We start from the raw sequence: 16,181 nt of genomic DNA, 5'->3' as shown, positions 1-16,181 counted from the left end.
CATTACTTTCCTTTGAATTGAGGCGGTCGTTTCATCATGAAACTTTGCGCCCCCTCCATAAAATCTTCACTGCTCATAAGCTGGCTTTGTGCCCAACCCTCTAGCATCAAGCCGCGATCAATGTCGCTGAGACCATCAATGACGCGCTTGGCCATGCCCACCGCCAGCGGGGCTGCTAGATTGATTTCAGCAGCCAATTCTTCCGCCTTGGCCATGAGCTGGTTGGTGGGCAGCACGTAATTGACAATGCCCCATCGTTCCGCATAAGCCATGTCAAAATGCCGCCCGGTGAAGATGAGCTCTTTGGCGCGGGCGGGGCCAACCAGCCGCGTTAGCCGCGTCGTGCCGCCCACGTCGGGGATGATGCCCAGGCGCGTTTCTGGCAAGCCCATCTGCGTGCCTTCGGCGGCAATGCGGATGTCGCAGGCGAGGGCCAGCTCCATGGCCAGCCCCAGGCAGTAGCCGTGCAGCAGGGCAATGGTGGGAATCTCCAGCCGCTCCAGCCGATTGTGCACCGCCTGAAAATCATCGGTGATGTTCCGCATGCGCTGCTGCCAGTAGGGGCCGTACTTTTGCGCCAACCCTAGCAGGCTGCTCACGTCAATCCCCGCCGAGAACGCTTTGCCCTCACCCCGAATGATAACCGTGCGGATGTTGGGGGTGCGGTTTGCGGTGCGAACGGCCGTATCCAACCCCTCAACCAGTTCCGCATTCATCGCATTCCGCTTCTCTGGCCGATTCAAAATAATCTCAAAAATGCTGTCCCGCTGCTGTGTAAGGACTAACTCGCTCATTCAACTACCTCCACCGAGGGATAAATCCTCCGACTATTTGTGCAAGCCCTGTCGGGCTAAAAACCAAACCGATTACCGACCACCGATTACTGGTTACCGGTCTGGTACGCCTCCAGCTCCACGCCCAACCCATCGGCCAGGCGATTGACAAAGGCATAATACCCCGTCACCTGATTTATATCCAGAATGGCCGCGTCGCTAAAACCGACCTCACGCAGCGCAATCACGTCCGCTTCCACCATTTCCCATGGGGTGAGCGTCAATTTTTCGGCGTATGTAAGCATCTGGTGGTCGGCAGGGGTGAGGTTGGCACTGCGCCAGTCGGTTTTTAATGCTTCGACTAACGCCTCGTCGTTGGTCAGGCGGAGCAGCCCGGCTCCGTGATGTACCAGTCAGTAATGGCATTTGTTGGCAGCCGAAGCGACAATGGCAATCATCTCCCGCTGCACCCGACTCAGGTCTGACCTGCCCCGCATGAGGTGGGCGTACAGGTCGTAATGGGTGCGTAGCGACTTGGGGTTCAGGCTGTGGATTCGCAAGATGTTGTCTACCATGCCCGCCGGCTCCATGTATTTTTCATACATCTTTTTTAACGCGCCAGTCGCTTCTTCCATCGAAATCATCTTAATCCAGGCCATTTCCTCTCCTTCCGAGTAAACCTCCCGCAGGTTTAGCCCAAAGCGTAAGTTGTATAAAAAGCCTGCGGGAGGTTGGTTCAAACGTTAGCGGATGATAGCAAAAGAGGGGGAAGGGTGCAGGTGGTTGGCAAATTGGGTCGGGTTAGTCACAATTGGCACAACTTTTTTGCCACAGAGAGCATCGAGAGAAAAGAGGCTTTTCCTCTGAAACCTCTGTGTCCTCTGTGGCAAATTTCCCAAACCCACTGAACCGAGGATACACAACCATGTCTAAAAAGGTTTATATTGCCTACACCGGTGGCACAATTGGAATGCAGCGGGTAGACGGCCGTTACCAACCCATCCCCAACTTTTTGCAGCAACTCATGGCCGATAACCCCGCCTTCCACCACCCGGAACTGCCCCAATTCACCATCCACCAGTACGATCCGCTGCTCGATTCGCCCAACATGACCCCTGGTGACTGGTCGCGCATTGCCACTGACATTTGCAACCATTACGATGCGTACGACGGCTTCATTGTCCTGCACGGCACAGATACGATGGCCTACACTGCCTCGGCACTGGCCTTCATGCTGGATGGCCTGGGCAAGCCCGTCATCTGCACCGGATCGCAAATCCCGTTGTGCGAAATTCGCAACGATGCCCAGGATAATCTCATTGCCGCCCTGCTGCTGGCGGCCAGCTATCCCATCCCGGAGGTGTGCTTGCTGTTTCACAGTCACCTCTTCCGGGGCTGCCGCGTAGTGAAGGTAGATGCCGATGGCTTTGATGCCTTTGAGTCGCCCAACTGCCCGCCGCTGGCCACGCTGGGGATTGATGTGGAGGTGAACTGGTCGCTGGTGAAACGGCCGTCTCTACCCATCCCGCCCATCAACTTACAAACCATCCGCGAGCCGGGTGAAGTGGGCGCACTGCGACTTTACCCCGGCATGTCTGCCCGCGTTTTAGAGAACGTGCTGCAGCCACCGCTACGTGGCTTGGTGCTAGAGACGTACGGCGCGGGCAATGCCCCCACCAACAATCCTGCCTTTTTGCAAGTGCTGGCCGAGGCCATCGAGCGCGGCGTGGTGATTGTAGATTGCACCCAATGCCTGCGCGGCACGGTAGACCTGAGCAAATATGCCACAGGCTCCGCTCTGGCCGACATTGGCATTTTGAGTGGCTACGATATGACGCCAGAAGCCGCGCTTACCAAGTTGGTCTATTTGCTCAGTGTCGAATCGAATCTGGATGTGGTGAAGGTGAAAATGCAGCAAAGTTTGCGCGGAGAATTGACACGGCCGTAAGGCAAATTGTCACGCTGGCGTCACGCAGGGCAGGTAAAAATGGACATATCATATGGAATGCCTTGGATTATCTATTAGGCGTTCTCCCTCCTTACGAACGGCCGTTTGCTATCAGGGAGTAGACGGCCGTTTCTTTTTGCAACCCTTTGCTGGTATACCCGTACAGTGCCATGAGCAACGGCCGTTACCAACCCAACCAATTTCCCAAGCCAGATCATTACAAAGCTGGTATCCTTCCAAGTTGGCATAACAGATGTCACATGGTCGGTATCGGCGGTGTTTAAAACAACGGCAATACCTAACTTACCAACAAAAAATAGCTGAAGAGAATGCAGTAATAGAATTCAGTTCTCTATAATTCTCTGCGTACTCTGTGGCCAATACTTACCAACTGCTATGAGCGATCCAATAATTGTTGTAGATAATGTTCATAAATCTTACCTGATGGGCAAAGAAGCCGTTCCCGCCCTGCGCGGTGTTTCGCTGGAGATTCAGCCGGGCGAGTTTGTTTGCCTCATGGGGCCCAGCGGCTCCGGCAAAACCACCCTGCTAAATGTTGTGGGTGGGCTAGATGAGCCCAGCCGGGGACACCTCATCGTCGCTGGGCAAAATCTCGTCTCGCTTAGTGAGAACGAACTTGCCCGGCTACGGCTGGACAAAATGGGCTTCATCTTCCAGAATTACAACCTGCTGGCTAACTTTACCGCCCAGGAAAACGTAGAAGCCCCCATGGTGCTGGCCAGCGTCTCACGCAAGGAGCGGCAGGAACGGGCTATCAAGCTGCTAGAGCGCGTTGGCTTGGGTGATCGCACCCACCATTACCCCAGCGAACTGTCTGGTGGACAGCAGCAGCGCGTGGCCATTGCCCGCGCCCTGGCCAACAATCCCCCCATCCTCATTGGTGACGAAATGACTGGCGACCTGGATTCTGAGACTGGTTTTGCCATCATGCGCCTCATTGCCGAGCTGAATGACGAGGGAATGACTGTCGTTTTTGTGACCCACGACCCGCGCATGGCGGAATTCGCTGGGCGCGTGATTGAATTGCAGGATGGCAAGCTGCTGAATGGGAACGGAATTAGCTCCCCAGCTGCGGCACATGAAGAAGAAAAAGCAGAGGACTAAGCGATGGTTTTAAAATATGTCCTTAAAAACTTCCGGCGGCGGAAGGTGCGAACATTGCTCATGGTGCTCTCGTTGCTAGTGAGTACGGGGCTTATTGTGGCCATGAGTGCCACAGTGGAAACCATTCGCCAATCTAACGTGGAGCTGATCGCCTCTGGGGTGGGGCGCTACGATCTTACGGTAGCCAAAACCGACATTAGCCCGGAGCCATTTGTGGATGTGGACCGGGTTAGCCAAACGATGCTGGCGGCCGATCCGAGCATTACGGCCGTTTACCCCCGTATCCAATCCATTGTAGAAATGTCTGGCAATGGGGAGCAGGCCAACGGTTGGCTAGTCGCCCTGGATGCCAGCATAGACGATGTTGGCTTTATTGATGTGGTAGACGGGGAATATGAGTTTGGGGATAACGGAGCGGCCGTTCTGGAAGCTACCGCCAATGCCTTTGGTCTGAATATCGGCGACACAATTGATGTTTCTTACAGCTTTCCTCAGCCCCGTGAAGAAGGTAAACCTGAAACAGTGGGCAGCAGCCAGCAGCGCACCACGGCTCGCTTCACGGTCGTCGCCATCGTGCGGCAAGATGGCGTGACAGACGCTGGCGTGCGCGATGGCCTCATTATTGATTTGGCCGATGCCCAAACCTGGCTCGGTCTGCAAGGCCGCGCCGACCGGGTAATTGGCCTGGTAGATTCTCGCCTGTACGAAGCGCGGGATTCTGAAGCTGCCGCTCTCAGCGTGCGCGACGTCGCTGCCAATGTACAGGCCGCGCTAGGCGAAGATTATCAGTATAGCCTAGATAAGGCGGTCATTTTAGATGCTAGCGCACAGGCTTTTTTGGTTCTGCAGGCGCTTATCAACACGTACGGCCTAATGGCGCTGGGCGTGGTGGGTCTGCTGGTACACACGCTGGTAATGACCAACGTGCAGGAGCAAAAGCGCGAGATGGCGATTTTGCGGATTTTGGGTAGCCAGCAGCGCTATCTGTTCATCTTGGTCATTGGCGAAGTGGCGGTGATTGGGGCGATTGGTATTGGCCTGGGCGTGATTTTGGGGCAGTTGATTACCACCTACGGTGTGGTGCCATTTATTACCTACCAGATGAGTTTGTCTGGCCTGACGGCCCGTTTGCAACCAGCTGTGAGCTTAACGGCCGTTCTTCCCGCCATCATTTCTGCCATTGTGGTACTGTTTTTGAGTGCCCTCAAACCTGCCCGTGACGCGGCCAATACCAAAGTGATGCACGCCATCAACCCCGGCGTGGCCGATAATTTACAGTTGGAAGATTTAGCCGGATTGCGAGAGCGTAAGCCAAGTGGCCGTATGTTCCTCATTGGCCTCTTCCTCATGTTTGTGGTGATGATGACCGTGGGGCTGGACGTAATTTCCTCGCTGGGCAACCCGGCGGCAGAAGCCACCATTATTTTGGCCGCTGTGCTGATGATGGTTGTGGGGGTTGGCTTTCTCTTCTTCATCACCACTGTACCGTTTGAGCGGCTCATTTTGTTCCTGACCGGCCTCATCATGCCCAAGCTCACTTACTTTGCCAAGCGGAACGTGGGGCGCAACCAGGGGCGCAACACGCTCATTTCATTACTGGTACTGTTTAGCGGCGTGCTGCCCAGCTTCTTGGCCACGCAGAGTGCCATCGCCAATAAAAATCTGGAATCGGACGTGCGCCTGAATGCCGGTGCGCCTGTAGAGGTGGAAGTTTTTGGCGGGTTTGGCAGCAATGCCGATGCGTCCCTCAATCGGCTCAAGCCGAGCTTTATTGATGAAGAGTTGTTGGCCATTCCGGGCATGGATCAGGCGGTGGGTTTGAGCTACGGTTATCGCACCAGCGTCAGCGACCCGGTGGGGATGCGGAGTGGTTCTGTTTCGCTTATTGGCGTAGACGGCCGTCTCAACGACGTTCTCTTTGCCGACATGGTTGAATTTGTGGGCGGTGGGCCAGAATCTTTAGATGAAATCTTGACCGACCACAACGCTATCGTCATCAGCGAAGGGTTGGCTGAGGGGCTGGCCGTGCCGCTGGGCGGCATTGTAAAAATCACCGGCGCAGGGCTAGACCATGTCGAGGAGATGCGCGTGGTGGGCATTGCCCGCACCATGCCCGGCTTCCGCTCTGTTAACCGCGTCCGCACCCAGGGGTTGGGCGGCAGCGATGTCTTTATCTCGATGGATGCGTTCCGCCGCATTTCCAATGATCCGCTGCTGCCGCTGCCTTCCGCCGACGAGCCAATTCTTGACCGGATTCTAGGCACGACCGCCCCAGATGCGGATCCATTTGAAGTCTCTTCCGAGATGACAAACCGATTTAGCCTGGAATTCAGCATTTTCACCCAAATTGTAGAGGTGCGGCTGGAGCAAGCCCAGGCCAGCCGAGCCCAAGAGCAGGCCTTTTTGCTGGTGCTGACGGTGATTAGCTTTACAACGGCCGTTTTCGGAGTATTTGCCGTCATTTACGTCACCATTTACGCACGGCGGCTGGAAATTGGCATGATGAAAGCCATCGGGACGCGCACCCGTGAGCTAACGGGGATGCTCATCGTGGAATCCATTGCCATGACACTGAGCGCTGCGTTAGCGGGCATTACCGCTGGGGCAGCGATGGGCTACCTGTTTGCCTACTTCGATAGCGTTTCTGCCCAACGCCCAATGCAGTTGGCAGTAGATACAACTGTGATGCCGTTTGTGGTGATCATGGTGGTGCTAGCCAGCGTCATCGGCGCTACTTTCTCTGCTCGGCGCATTGTGAAACGGCGCGCCGTCGAAATTTTAAGAATGTGATTTTGGCCACAGAGGTCACAGAGGATTTAGGGATTTTTCTCAGCGTTCTCCGTGCTCTCCGCGGTAAAAAAATATTAACGGATAATGTTATGAAAGCGAAGAATTTATTTGCGTTTTTTGGTTTGATTTTTGTATTGCTAATGATGACAGCTTGTGTAGAAGCCCGCCCCGTTGACGGTGGAGGCGTCATCACTGAGACAACCGACAGGGACGAGACCAGCAATGCTACTCAATCTACAACCTCGCCAACAGCCACCCGCCCCAGCCAAAGTGGCGTGACTATTTTGGCCGATGGGTCGGTTGTGGCTGTGCAGCCCGTCTTGCCCGTGAGCTTTACCGCCAGCGGGCGACTGCTGGAACTAGCCGTGGAGCCAGGTGATGTGGTAGCGGCTGGCGATCTCATTGCCACGCTGGATGATGAGGCACTGCTGGATGCCGTGACCAACGCGGAGTTCCAGGTAGCGCAATCTGAGCTGAACCTGACCCAGGCGCAGGCCGAGTTGGATCGTTTGCTAGAGTGGGAGCCAGATGAAACGGCCGTAGCCGTGGCAGAGGCAAACCTTGTTGCGGCGCAAGCCCAACTGGAAAATGCCGTTGCCTCTGATGCGGCTGCTGGCAACAGCGTGACCCAGGCCAACGTGAGCGTAGCCCAGGCAGAGCGCCAACTGGCCGATGCCCAGGAAGCGTACAACACCGCCTTCGATCCGGGGCGTGAGTGGGAGCTAAACGATCCCTTCCGCAAGCAATTTCTAGAGAACGAGCGGGATGCCGCCACGCGCAATTTGCAGTTTGCTGAAGAAAATCTGCGGGTAGCGCGCGCCAACTACAGTTTGGCCGTCGCGGGCATCAATAACGACTCTGCCCTGAACGCGGAAGCCTCCGTGATTAGCGCCCAGCAGGCGTTGGAACAGGCGCAAAAGCCGCCCACCGCCGAGCAAATCGAAGCCGCCCAGCTAAGTGTGCAGCAGGCAGAACTCTCATTGCAGCAAAGCCAGCTTAGTTTGGAACAAGCGCAAGAGGCCGTGGCCGACGCCCAGCTTGTCGCGCCCACGGCAGGCACCGTCCTCTCGGTAGAAGTGGCTGAAGGCGCAATGATCGGCACTGGATCGCCCATTGTCACCCTGCTGGACACAACGCAACTAGAGTTCCATACTAGCAATTTGAGTGAACGGGATTTGGCGCGGGTGGCTCCGGGTCAATCGGTGGCCGTGACGCTGAAGGCGTATCCCAATGATGTGATTGAAGGCACAGTGGTGCGTATTGGCGCGCAAGCAACAGGGACCGTGGGGGATGCGGCCGTTTTCCCGGTTATTGTCAGCATCAGCAGCGATGAACTGGACATCCGCCCCGGCATGACAGGCCGTGCGGAAATTGCTGGCGAATAGATTTCACTGCAAAATTCGTGGAGAACGCTAAGTTTTGGAGCCTCTGCGTAAGCAGGGGCTCTTTTTTTACAATATATCAACTATGCTGGGGGGAATGATTTCTTTCTGCGGCCAACTCATAGAACGAACGCTTAGTAACCAGAAGCCCCCATCTGGCGACAAAAATCTACTAGATCGGGGTGGGTGTAACGGCCGTTTTCCTCAATCATTACCTCATCCAACCATACAGACGGGTTCAGCACCACCCCATCCGTATGCGATGGCGAACCGTACTCGGTAGCCCCAATGCCAAACTGCATACAGCCAAAAACCCGCTCATCTTCCAAAATGCGGCCGGTGGCACTGGGCACGCCAGGGTTAAAACCGTAACAGGCATGATCCATGCGGTACGATTCTGGATGATCAAAGCCAGCCAGCCACCGTTCAAACATCAGGGCATTCGCGCCGCCTTCAACCTTTTGAATCAGGCCATTTTCAATCGTCAATTTCACTGGCTCACGCAGCAAGCCAATTTCTGACGGTGGCCAAATCGCTGCATCAAAAACGAGCACGCCTTCGTAGCTTTCGCGGTGCGCCATAAAGCCGGATTGTCCACCCAACATTTGCGGGAAGCCGCCTTCCGCTGGTGGCTCTTCCCAGAAGTGATCGCCCGCCTTGTCAACGGTCATGCGTAAATCTGTGCCGAGGGCGGTTGTCAGCCGTACGGTTTCTGCTTTTTGCGATTCCCGGTACAGCCAGCGTTTCATTTCGTTCATGGGTGCATAGTTGACGCGACCAATGGTACGTACCATCATGTCCACATCCATGCCGGTGAGTTCAACGTAGATGCAGCCGTTGTTAACGGCCGTATGATAAGCTGGACTATACAACTGATAGGCCACTGCAAAATTGAACCAGATTTCGGCATGTTGTGACGCGCCCAACAGGGGTTTGGGTGGCTCTTGCATCGGCTCGTCGAGGGTATGGTAATTGATCAATGTCGGCACACCACCCACTGCGTAAACGGCCGCTGCCGTTGCCCGCGCCACGCGCATATCTGCCGAACTGTCGGCCGTGATCAACACTTGTTTTCCAGCTGCAGGACGCAGTTCAGTGACTAATTTGTGGGCGGCCTTGTTTAATTCTAGTTCAAGATACTCGTTGCGTGGCTCACTGCCAAGTTTAAATACCATTTTATACATCCTTTGGAAATGAACCGCAGAGGAGAAGCTATTTGTTTTTCTCTGCGTTCTTCGCGTCTCTGCGGTTTTTATCCCATCAATTCCTCAATCGGAACGTAGTCAATGTCAAAACCAAAGTAGCGTGGCCCGGTGGATTCGTTTAGGCCAAATTCGGTACGGAACGATTCCAGCCCTTTGATACCAACGGCCGTAATTGTGTCGCCTTCTTTAATCAGCGTGTTGGTAGTTCCTAGACCAGTCTCTTTGTAAAGTAGTGTCACCAAATCAGGGCTACAAATCCACGGCTTGCCGTTGAGCCAGGTAACATGATTTTCGTTTTTGAACCAAACGGACAAGGTTTGCCCTTCGTAATCCCCCGTGCCTCGCAGATGGGTTGTGCCGAACATGTAGCCATCCCGGTCTTCCCACTCTTTTTGGGTGACGATACCTTCAAACAGCCGCCAACCGTTGGTGACGGAAACGGCCGTTTCCACCGGATCATCCCCGCGTTCCCGCGCCAAGCGCATTTTCTGGCCCAGCCTTAGGCAATTTGTTAGCGTACCTGGCACAATAAGTTTTTTCATTTCCTGGCCACTAAAGGGATTTGTCGCCATTGTTGTATGCCCATAAGCGGCAACGGCTAGCATCTTGCCCACGCGCTCAAACATGGTTGGGTTCCTCATCCTCTTGGCAATCGTGACATTGCCAAAGCCATCAACGCTGGTCGCTGGCCAACCAACTTTCCCATGTAGATATGGCGTTCCTTGCATCTCGTCAGGAACGGCACGACCCGCATAGTCGCCATCAATAACGGGGATGCCATGCTGCGCCCCCACCACAAGCGGAATGGGCGTGTTGCTAGCTCCGAGTTCGACGGGAATGATGCCGCCGATGGTTTTTTCTAAATAATCGCCTAGTTCTTTAACGGCCGTTCCCATCGCCTCATAACCCGTCTGTTCCTCTAATCTCAAACTGGCAATCTCATCCTGCGTCTCTTGCGAGACAGGTGCAATGGATCCCATGCTAAAGACACTTGCCGTCAATACATCATCGGGAATGTCAGCCGCATCAATCCATTCCAATGTAAGCCCCGTTTCCAGAGCTTTTTGCAAGGCCGCCATCCCTTCGGCAACGCTGCCTCCACCGCCGGTGCCCATAATCAGGCAGCCTTGCACAAAATCTTCGCAATCTTGTAATGTTTCTAGCTTTCCATATGGCATGGTTTAGTTTCTCCTTAATTTTTGCTTTGCTGTTCTGCAAACCACAGAAAAGATCTTGAAAACCGCAATGCGATTTCTCTGTGGTTTGCTCAAGTAAAAGCCAAATTAATGCTCAGTTTAGTTCAAGATTCTTATTGGCTTTTACATCATCAACCAGATGGCACGCTGCCCAGCTTTGCTCTCCCCCTCGAACCAACAGTGGCGTTTCATGTTTGCAGCGTTCAACCGCTACCGGGCAACGGGGGTGAAAATAACAGCCGGAAGGCGGGTTGGACGCATCGGGTACGGAACCTTTGAGAACGGTTCGTTTTTGCTGTAAATTTTTGGCGACGGAGGGAACGGCCGTTAACAAAGCCTGCGTATACGGATGTTTCGCCTGACCCGCAAACATATCTGCCGAGCTGTTCAGCTCCACAATCTTCCCCAAATACATCACCGCAATGCGGTCACTGATGTGGCGCACCACGCTTAAATCATGCGAGATAAAAAGGTAAGTCAGCTTCAATTCCTTCTGTAAAAGCTGCAATAAATTGATAATTTGTGCCTGCACAGACACATCCAAAGCCGAAGTCGGTTCATCGAGCACAATAAATTTGGGTTTCAATGCCAAAGCCCGCGCAATGGCAATCCGCTGTAGTTGCCCACCGCTAAATTCATGGGTATAGCGATTAAGAATGCGCCCCCGCATCCCAACCTGCTCTAGTAATTGACGAACTTCTTTGACCAATGCGTCGCCCCGCAATGAAGTATGCGTGACCAATGGCTCCGCTACGCATCTAAGCACCGTAAAGCGTGGATCAAAAGAGCTGTACGGATTTTGAAAAACCATCTGCATATCACGCTGATGACTGCTTTTTTTGCGGTTGGTGGCAGACATATCCTGCCCTTCAAACTGTACGGTGCCTGCTGTAGATGGCACCAGTCCCATGATTACGCGACCCAAGGTGGTTTTGCCGCAGCCCGATTCCCCCACCACACCAATCGTTTCTTGTTTGAAGATGGTCAGATTTACATTATCTACAGCGCGGACTTTTCTTTGCTTGCGGGACAAAAACCCCCTGCGCGATGTGTAGATTTTGGTTAGATTATCAACCTGCAATAATGCCTCGTTTGTCACGATACCACCTCCTTGCCATACAAATGGCAGGTAGCCAGATGAGTATTCTCGCCGACGCTGATGAATGGCGACTCATGGGTACGACAAACGTCCATCACGTCAGGGCATCGTGGATGAAATGGGCAGCCTGCCACTGGATTCAGACCATCGGGAACGGAGCCACTAATCACCTGCAACGGTTGCCCATGAGGGATCAAATCGGGCATTGCGCCTAACAAACCCTTAGTGTATGGATGTTTTGTTTCGTACAAAACATCGTCAATTGAGCCAATCTCCACAATGCGACCAGCATAGGCCACGCCAACTCGGTCGCAGGTTTCAGCCACCACCCCCAAGTCATGAGTGATAAAAAGAATAGAGAGGTTTTCTTTCTCGCGCAGTTCGGTTAAAAGCGACAAAATTTGTGCCTGAATCGTTACATCGAGTGCTGTGGTTGGCTCATCTGCAATCAATAGCCTAGCCTCTGAAGAAAGGGCCATTGCAATCATGACGCGCTGCTGCATCCCGCCGCTTAAATTGAAAGGATAGGCTTCAAAAATACGCTGTGGGTTAGGCAAGCCAACCAGCTCGAACAAATGGAGGGCGCGTTCTTTTGCCTGGGTTTTGTCCAGGTCTGTGTGCAGGTCCAGCAAGCGCATAATTTGGTTGCCAACAGTAAATACGGGGTTGAGTGAGGCTGTCGGATTTTGGAATATCATGGCAATTTGACCGCCCCGTATTTCATTCATTTCAGCTTCACTTTTTTGCATGATGTCCTGACCCTGGAAGCGAATACGGCCGTTCACCACGCGCCCCGGTGGTCGCACCATTCGCAACGCCGCCAAGCTAGTTAACGATTTGCCACAGCCCGATTCACCAACCAGGCCAAAAATTTCCCCCGGCATAATCTCAAAGGACATTCCATTGACAGCGTGAGCTTTCCCCGAATAGGTATCAAAATGAATATGTAAATCTTCAATCGAAAGAATAGGCGTCGGCATCAGGCAGACCTCCTTGTGCGTGGGTCCAGCACATCGCGAACCGTGTCACCAATCAAGTTGAACGCCAAAACCACAAGAAAGATAGAGACACCAGCAGACCCAGCATACCAGGGCCGCTCAATGAAGTAGATGCGACCAATGCTGATCATTTGACCCCAATCGGCCGTGGGCGGCTGCACGCCAAGGCCAATAAAACTAATCGCCGCCCCGGTGAGAATCGCGCCACCCATATCCAGCGTTATCTGGACTAAAACTGGTGTTAATACATTTGGCAAAATGTGGGTCGTTATAATTTTCCAATTCGACACACCCACGCTGCGGGCGGCCTCAATGAAATAACGCTGACGTAAAGAGAGGGTTTGCGCCCGTACTAGCCGTGCATACCAGGGCCACCAGGTAAAAGAGATGGCAATCATGGTATTTATGAAGCTGGCTCCCAGGGCTGCGGCTAAGGCAATTGCCAGTAGCAGTGGCGGAAATGCCAGAAAAACATCCGTGACACGCATCAGCAAATTATCAACCCAGCCACCAAAGTATCCAGCAACCGCACCCAACGGAATGCCGATGATGGCGGCAAAAAAGACCACCAGAAAGCCAATGCTCAAGGAGGTGCGCCCCCCATACAAAACACGAGCCAGCACATCACGTCCTAAATAATCCGTACCTAAAAGGTGGTCTCCATTTGGAGACACAAATTTCTCTAAAATATTTGGGTCTCCTAAACCTTGAGCTGAGTAAGGCGTCAGCCAAGGGGCGAAAATAGCGCCTAAAACAAATACTAGCAGAATAATCAGACTAACGACAGCCAGCGGATCGCGCCGAAACGCACGCCACATCAGATGATATTCGCTGACGCGTTTAGCTGGCGGTTGTTCAGTAGGGACATCAGCGGGGTTAACAGCAGCAGACATGAGAATTCTCCTTAAAAGTGACCGTTATAAAAACGCCACCGACGCCTATTGCAAAACCACTCTTGGGTCTAAGACAGCCTGAGTGATGTCAATAATCAGATTAATCAATACGTAAAAAACGGTAACAATGAGGGTAACGGAGACAATGACTGGAAAATCAACGCTGAGTACCGCGTTGGTAACATAAGTGCCTAACCCTGGCCAAGAAAAGATAATTTCCACCAAAATTGCACCAGTCAAGGAAAAGACAAAGGAAAGCCCCAGCGCATTAAGAGCAGGCGTAATTGCATTTTTAAGTGCCAATTTAAAAAGGATTGTACGTCGCGGAACGCCTGAAATTTCTGCAGCAAGAATATACTTTTCGCTCAACACTTCAATCATGCTGGAGCGGAGCATGCGGATGGTGAGGCCAATTGGATAGGTTGCTAATACAAAGGCAGGGAGGATGATATGGCGCAAGGTGTCGCCAAAGGCGACCCAATTGCCGGTTAAGAGTGAATCAATCAAATTGAAGCCAGTTAGTGTGGTAATTGGGCTGTTAATTGAGACCTCGGTGGAAATGCGCCCGCCTAAGGGGAGCAGCCCCAACCAACTGAAAAACAGAAGCTGTAAGATTAAACCTAGCCAAAACGCGGGCATGGATACGCCTGCAATTGAGAAAAAGCGCGTTAAATGATCGAGCACTTTCCCTTTGTTTGCCCCTGACAAAACACCAAGCGGCACGCCAAGAACAACAGCCATCAAGATGCTTGCCAAGACCAACTCTAATGTAGCAGGCAGGAAAACCTGAATGTCGCTAAGAATTGGTTGTCGAGTGGTGACTGATGTGCCTAAATCGCCACGCAGCAGAGATGACATATACCGTTGGTATTGCACGTAGAGCGGCTTGTCTAGGCCTAATTCAATGGTGGCTTGGTCAATTTGCTCTTGGGTCGGGCGTGGGCCTACCCAAGCTGCCGCTGGGTTCGATGGCACGACGCGGGCAATGAAAAAGGTCATGATTGAGACAGCAAGAAGGACAAAAATGGCAAGGCCCAATCGCTTGATAATAAATTCAATTCGCTGCATGCTTTTCTCCTTGGTTCTCTGGGACGATGCCATTCCCCCGGAGGTGCCACCCCTCCGGGGGATATTGCTTACAGGGTTTATCGGCTCAGATCGTAAACAAAGACCACATGCGGGTAGGCGGGATTGTCCACATAGCCATTTATGTCAGAGCGGGCAAGGTGGGTATTTGCTAAATCGTAAAAGAACATGGCAGCAGCATCGTTTACGAGTATTTCTTGTGCATGGCCAAAGAGGTTGGCCGCTTCTTCCTGATCGCTGCCGGAGATAGCATCTGCTTCTAACACTAAATCGTCAAATTCAGGATTGCTGTAATATCCGAGGTTGAACAATGTTTCTTCTTCGGTGAGGAACATGTTGAAGAGGAATGTGGTTGGCGTGACGTAATCGGGCCACCAGTACATGACGAAAACGTCTTGGGCATTTTGTGGGTCTGATTGGCCTAGCTCCCATTGAGCTTCCCAGGTCATGGCCTGCAATTCCAGGTTGATGCCGAGCGTGGCCAATTCTGCTTTCCACAGTTCTCCAATCTGCTGTTCTTCTAAGTCGCCTGTGGCGTAGGTGAAGAGTAAATCGAATCCGCCGTCGGCGTATCCGGCTTCAGCGAGCAGTTCGCGGGCTTTGTCCATATCGTGATTGTATTGCAGCATATCAGCGTTGTGCCCCCAGATGCCACCTGGCACTGGGCCGCGTGCCTGAACGGCTCGGTTGCCCATGATGGCAGTGATAAATTGCTCGTAGGGGAATGTATAGGAGAGTGCCTGACGGACAAGTGCGTCATCTAGCGGCGGTTTTTGGGTGTTGAATAAGCCAACCAAGTTTTGGAAGGAGGGATTGGTAAAGACTGTGATGTCGTCACGGCTATCGAGGGTGGCGAGGTTATCTGACGGGACTTCATACGTAAAATCAGCCGTCCCGGCTTCAATTTTTTGTTGCCGTACCACGGGGTCTTCGACGATTTCGAATACGGCCGTATCGAACTGACCATCAGACCAACCACCCCAATAATCCTCGTTGCGGGTCATGATGAGGCGAGAGCCGCGTTCATAACTGTCAATTATATAGGGGCCGGTTCCGGCACAGTTGCCCTCATTGAACCAGTCTGCACCATTTTCATTGTACGCCTTCATGCTGTAAATCCAGGCAGCATAACCGGATGAGGCTATCAAATCCATTGGTGCGGAATAGATTAAATTGAACTGCACGTTGTATTCATCAACCACTTCAATAGATTCAACCGGTGCCCAAATATAAGACGCACTTGCGCCAATTTCTATGGTATTCTCAATGGCGCTTTTTACAGCTTCGGCGTTGAGGGGTTCGCCATCATGGAAGGTAACACCTTCGCGAATCTTGAAGGTCCAAACCGTGTTGTCTTCATTTACTTCCCAGCTTTCAGCCAGTTTTGGTGAGATTACCTCGGTGCTCCCTGGTGCGTTGTAGAAGGTCAGGGTTTCATAGCAGTTGGACGTGATGAGGGAGTCGTTGGAAAAGCTGGTGGCGGGATTTATGTCTGGGTAGCTGGTGGTGCTGGCATAGACAAAAATGTTTTGATCGGGTGCTGCTTCTTGTTCTGTTTCTTCTGCTGTGGTGGCGGGTTGGTCTTCCTCAGCGGGTTCACTTCCGCCGCAGGCTGTTAGGACGGCCGTTATCAGCAAAACAGTCAATAGAATAAACCAAAATCGTTTAGATTTCATTTTCCTCTCC

Annotated in this window: 14 protein-coding genes; 4 read left to right on the top strand and 10 right to left on the bottom strand. The window is 52.8% G+C overall.

What is annotated here, in order from left to right:
- Positions 1-2 precede the first annotated feature (2 nt).
- Both ACOQPM_RS09190 and ACOQPM_RS09185 read right to left on the bottom strand, forming a co-directional pair.
- Positions 3-794 carry an enoyl-CoA hydratase/isomerase family protein gene (locus ACOQPM_RS09190; RefSeq protein WP_420628955.1) on the bottom strand — a complete coding sequence of 264 codons (792 nt, stop codon included), beginning with the start codon at positions 792-794 and terminating at the stop codon, positions 3-5.
- 86 nt (positions 795-880) lie between these two features.
- Entirely contained in the window at positions 881-1,432 is a 552-nt protein-coding gene (locus tag ACOQPM_RS09185) for a peroxidase-related enzyme (RefSeq protein ID WP_420628954.1), read from the bottom strand.
- Between the two features lie 266 nt (positions 1,433-1,698).
- On the opposite strand from ACOQPM_RS09185, the gene ansA reads away from it, so the two are divergent.
- The gene (gene ansA, locus ACOQPM_RS09180; protein WP_420628953.1) at positions 1,699-2,721 is read left to right on the top strand and encodes an asparaginase; all 1,023 of its coding nucleotides are present in this window, start codon (positions 1,699-1,701) and stop codon (positions 2,719-2,721) included.
- A gap of 74 nt (positions 2,722-2,795) precedes the next feature.
- Here ansA and ACOQPM_RS09175 read toward each other — a convergent pair whose 3' ends face one another.
- Positions 2,796-2,969 carry a hypothetical protein gene (locus tag ACOQPM_RS09175; protein ID WP_420628952.1) on the bottom strand — a complete coding sequence of 58 codons (174 nt, stop codon included), beginning with the start codon at positions 2,967-2,969 and terminating at the stop codon, positions 2,796-2,798.
- A 148-nt stretch (positions 2,970-3,117) separates the two neighbouring features.
- On the opposite strand from ACOQPM_RS09175, the gene ACOQPM_RS09170 reads away from it, so the two are divergent.
- The 3 genes from ACOQPM_RS09170 (at position 3,118) to ACOQPM_RS09160 (ending at position 8,021) form a co-directional block, all read left to right on the top strand.
- A complete protein-coding gene (locus ACOQPM_RS09170; RefSeq protein ID WP_420628951.1) occupies positions 3,118-3,846 on the top strand; it encodes an ABC transporter ATP-binding protein in 729 nt (242 codons plus the stop codon).
- A 3-nt stretch (positions 3,847-3,849) separates the two neighbouring features.
- Positions 3,850-6,636, top strand: coding sequence for an FtsX-like permease family protein (locus tag ACOQPM_RS09165; protein ID WP_420628950.1), 2,787 nt, complete (start codon positions 3,850-3,852; stop codon positions 6,634-6,636).
- A gap of 89 nt (positions 6,637-6,725) precedes the next feature.
- Positions 6,726-8,021 (top strand): HlyD family secretion protein, encoded by a 1,296-nt coding sequence (locus ACOQPM_RS09160; protein WP_420628949.1) that lies wholly within the window; start codon positions 6,726-6,728, stop codon positions 8,019-8,021.
- A 131-nt stretch (positions 8,022-8,152) separates the two neighbouring features.
- On the opposite strand, the gene ACOQPM_RS09155 is transcribed toward ACOQPM_RS09160, so the two are convergent.
- From ACOQPM_RS09155 to ACOQPM_RS09125, 7 genes are all read right to left on the bottom strand, one after another.
- Positions 8,153-9,193, bottom strand: coding sequence for a hypothetical protein (locus ACOQPM_RS09155; RefSeq protein WP_420628948.1), 1,041 nt, complete (start codon positions 9,191-9,193; stop codon positions 8,153-8,155).
- Positions 9,194-9,270: 77 nt separating this feature from the next.
- Complete coding sequence (locus ACOQPM_RS09150; protein ID WP_420628947.1) at positions 9,271-10,401, bottom strand: DUF917 domain-containing protein; 1,131 nt, start codon at positions 10,399-10,401, stop codon at positions 9,271-9,273.
- Between the two features lie 112 nt (positions 10,402-10,513).
- Positions 10,514-11,518, bottom strand: a complete 1,005-nt coding sequence (locus ACOQPM_RS09145) for an ABC transporter ATP-binding protein (protein WP_420628946.1) — start codon at positions 11,516-11,518, stop codon at positions 10,514-10,516.
- Complete coding sequence (locus ACOQPM_RS09140; protein WP_420628945.1) at positions 11,515-12,498, bottom strand: ABC transporter ATP-binding protein; 984 nt, start codon at positions 12,496-12,498, stop codon at positions 11,515-11,517. The genes ACOQPM_RS09145 and ACOQPM_RS09140 overlap by 4 nt, the downstream gene beginning before the upstream one ends.
- Positions 12,498-13,409, bottom strand: coding sequence for an ABC transporter permease (locus ACOQPM_RS09135; protein ID WP_420628944.1), 912 nt, complete (start codon positions 13,407-13,409; stop codon positions 12,498-12,500). The genes ACOQPM_RS09140 and ACOQPM_RS09135 overlap by 1 nt, the downstream gene beginning before the upstream one ends.
- Before the next feature lie 45 nt (positions 13,410-13,454).
- Complete coding sequence (locus ACOQPM_RS09130; RefSeq protein WP_420628943.1) at positions 13,455-14,477, bottom strand: ABC transporter permease; 1,023 nt, start codon at positions 14,475-14,477, stop codon at positions 13,455-13,457.
- 77 nt (positions 14,478-14,554) lie between these two features.
- Complete coding sequence (locus ACOQPM_RS09125; RefSeq protein WP_420628942.1) at positions 14,555-16,171, bottom strand: ABC transporter substrate-binding protein; 1,617 nt, start codon at positions 16,169-16,171, stop codon at positions 14,555-14,557.
- Positions 16,172-16,181 lie beyond the last annotated feature (10 nt).

Source organism: Candidatus Leptofilum sp., assembly GCF_965223525.1.
In the GTDB taxonomy this organism is placed as follows: Bacteria; Chloroflexota; Anaerolineae; order Promineifilales; family Promineifilaceae; genus Leptofilum.
This window is presented reverse-complemented; position numbering and strand designations above follow the sequence as displayed.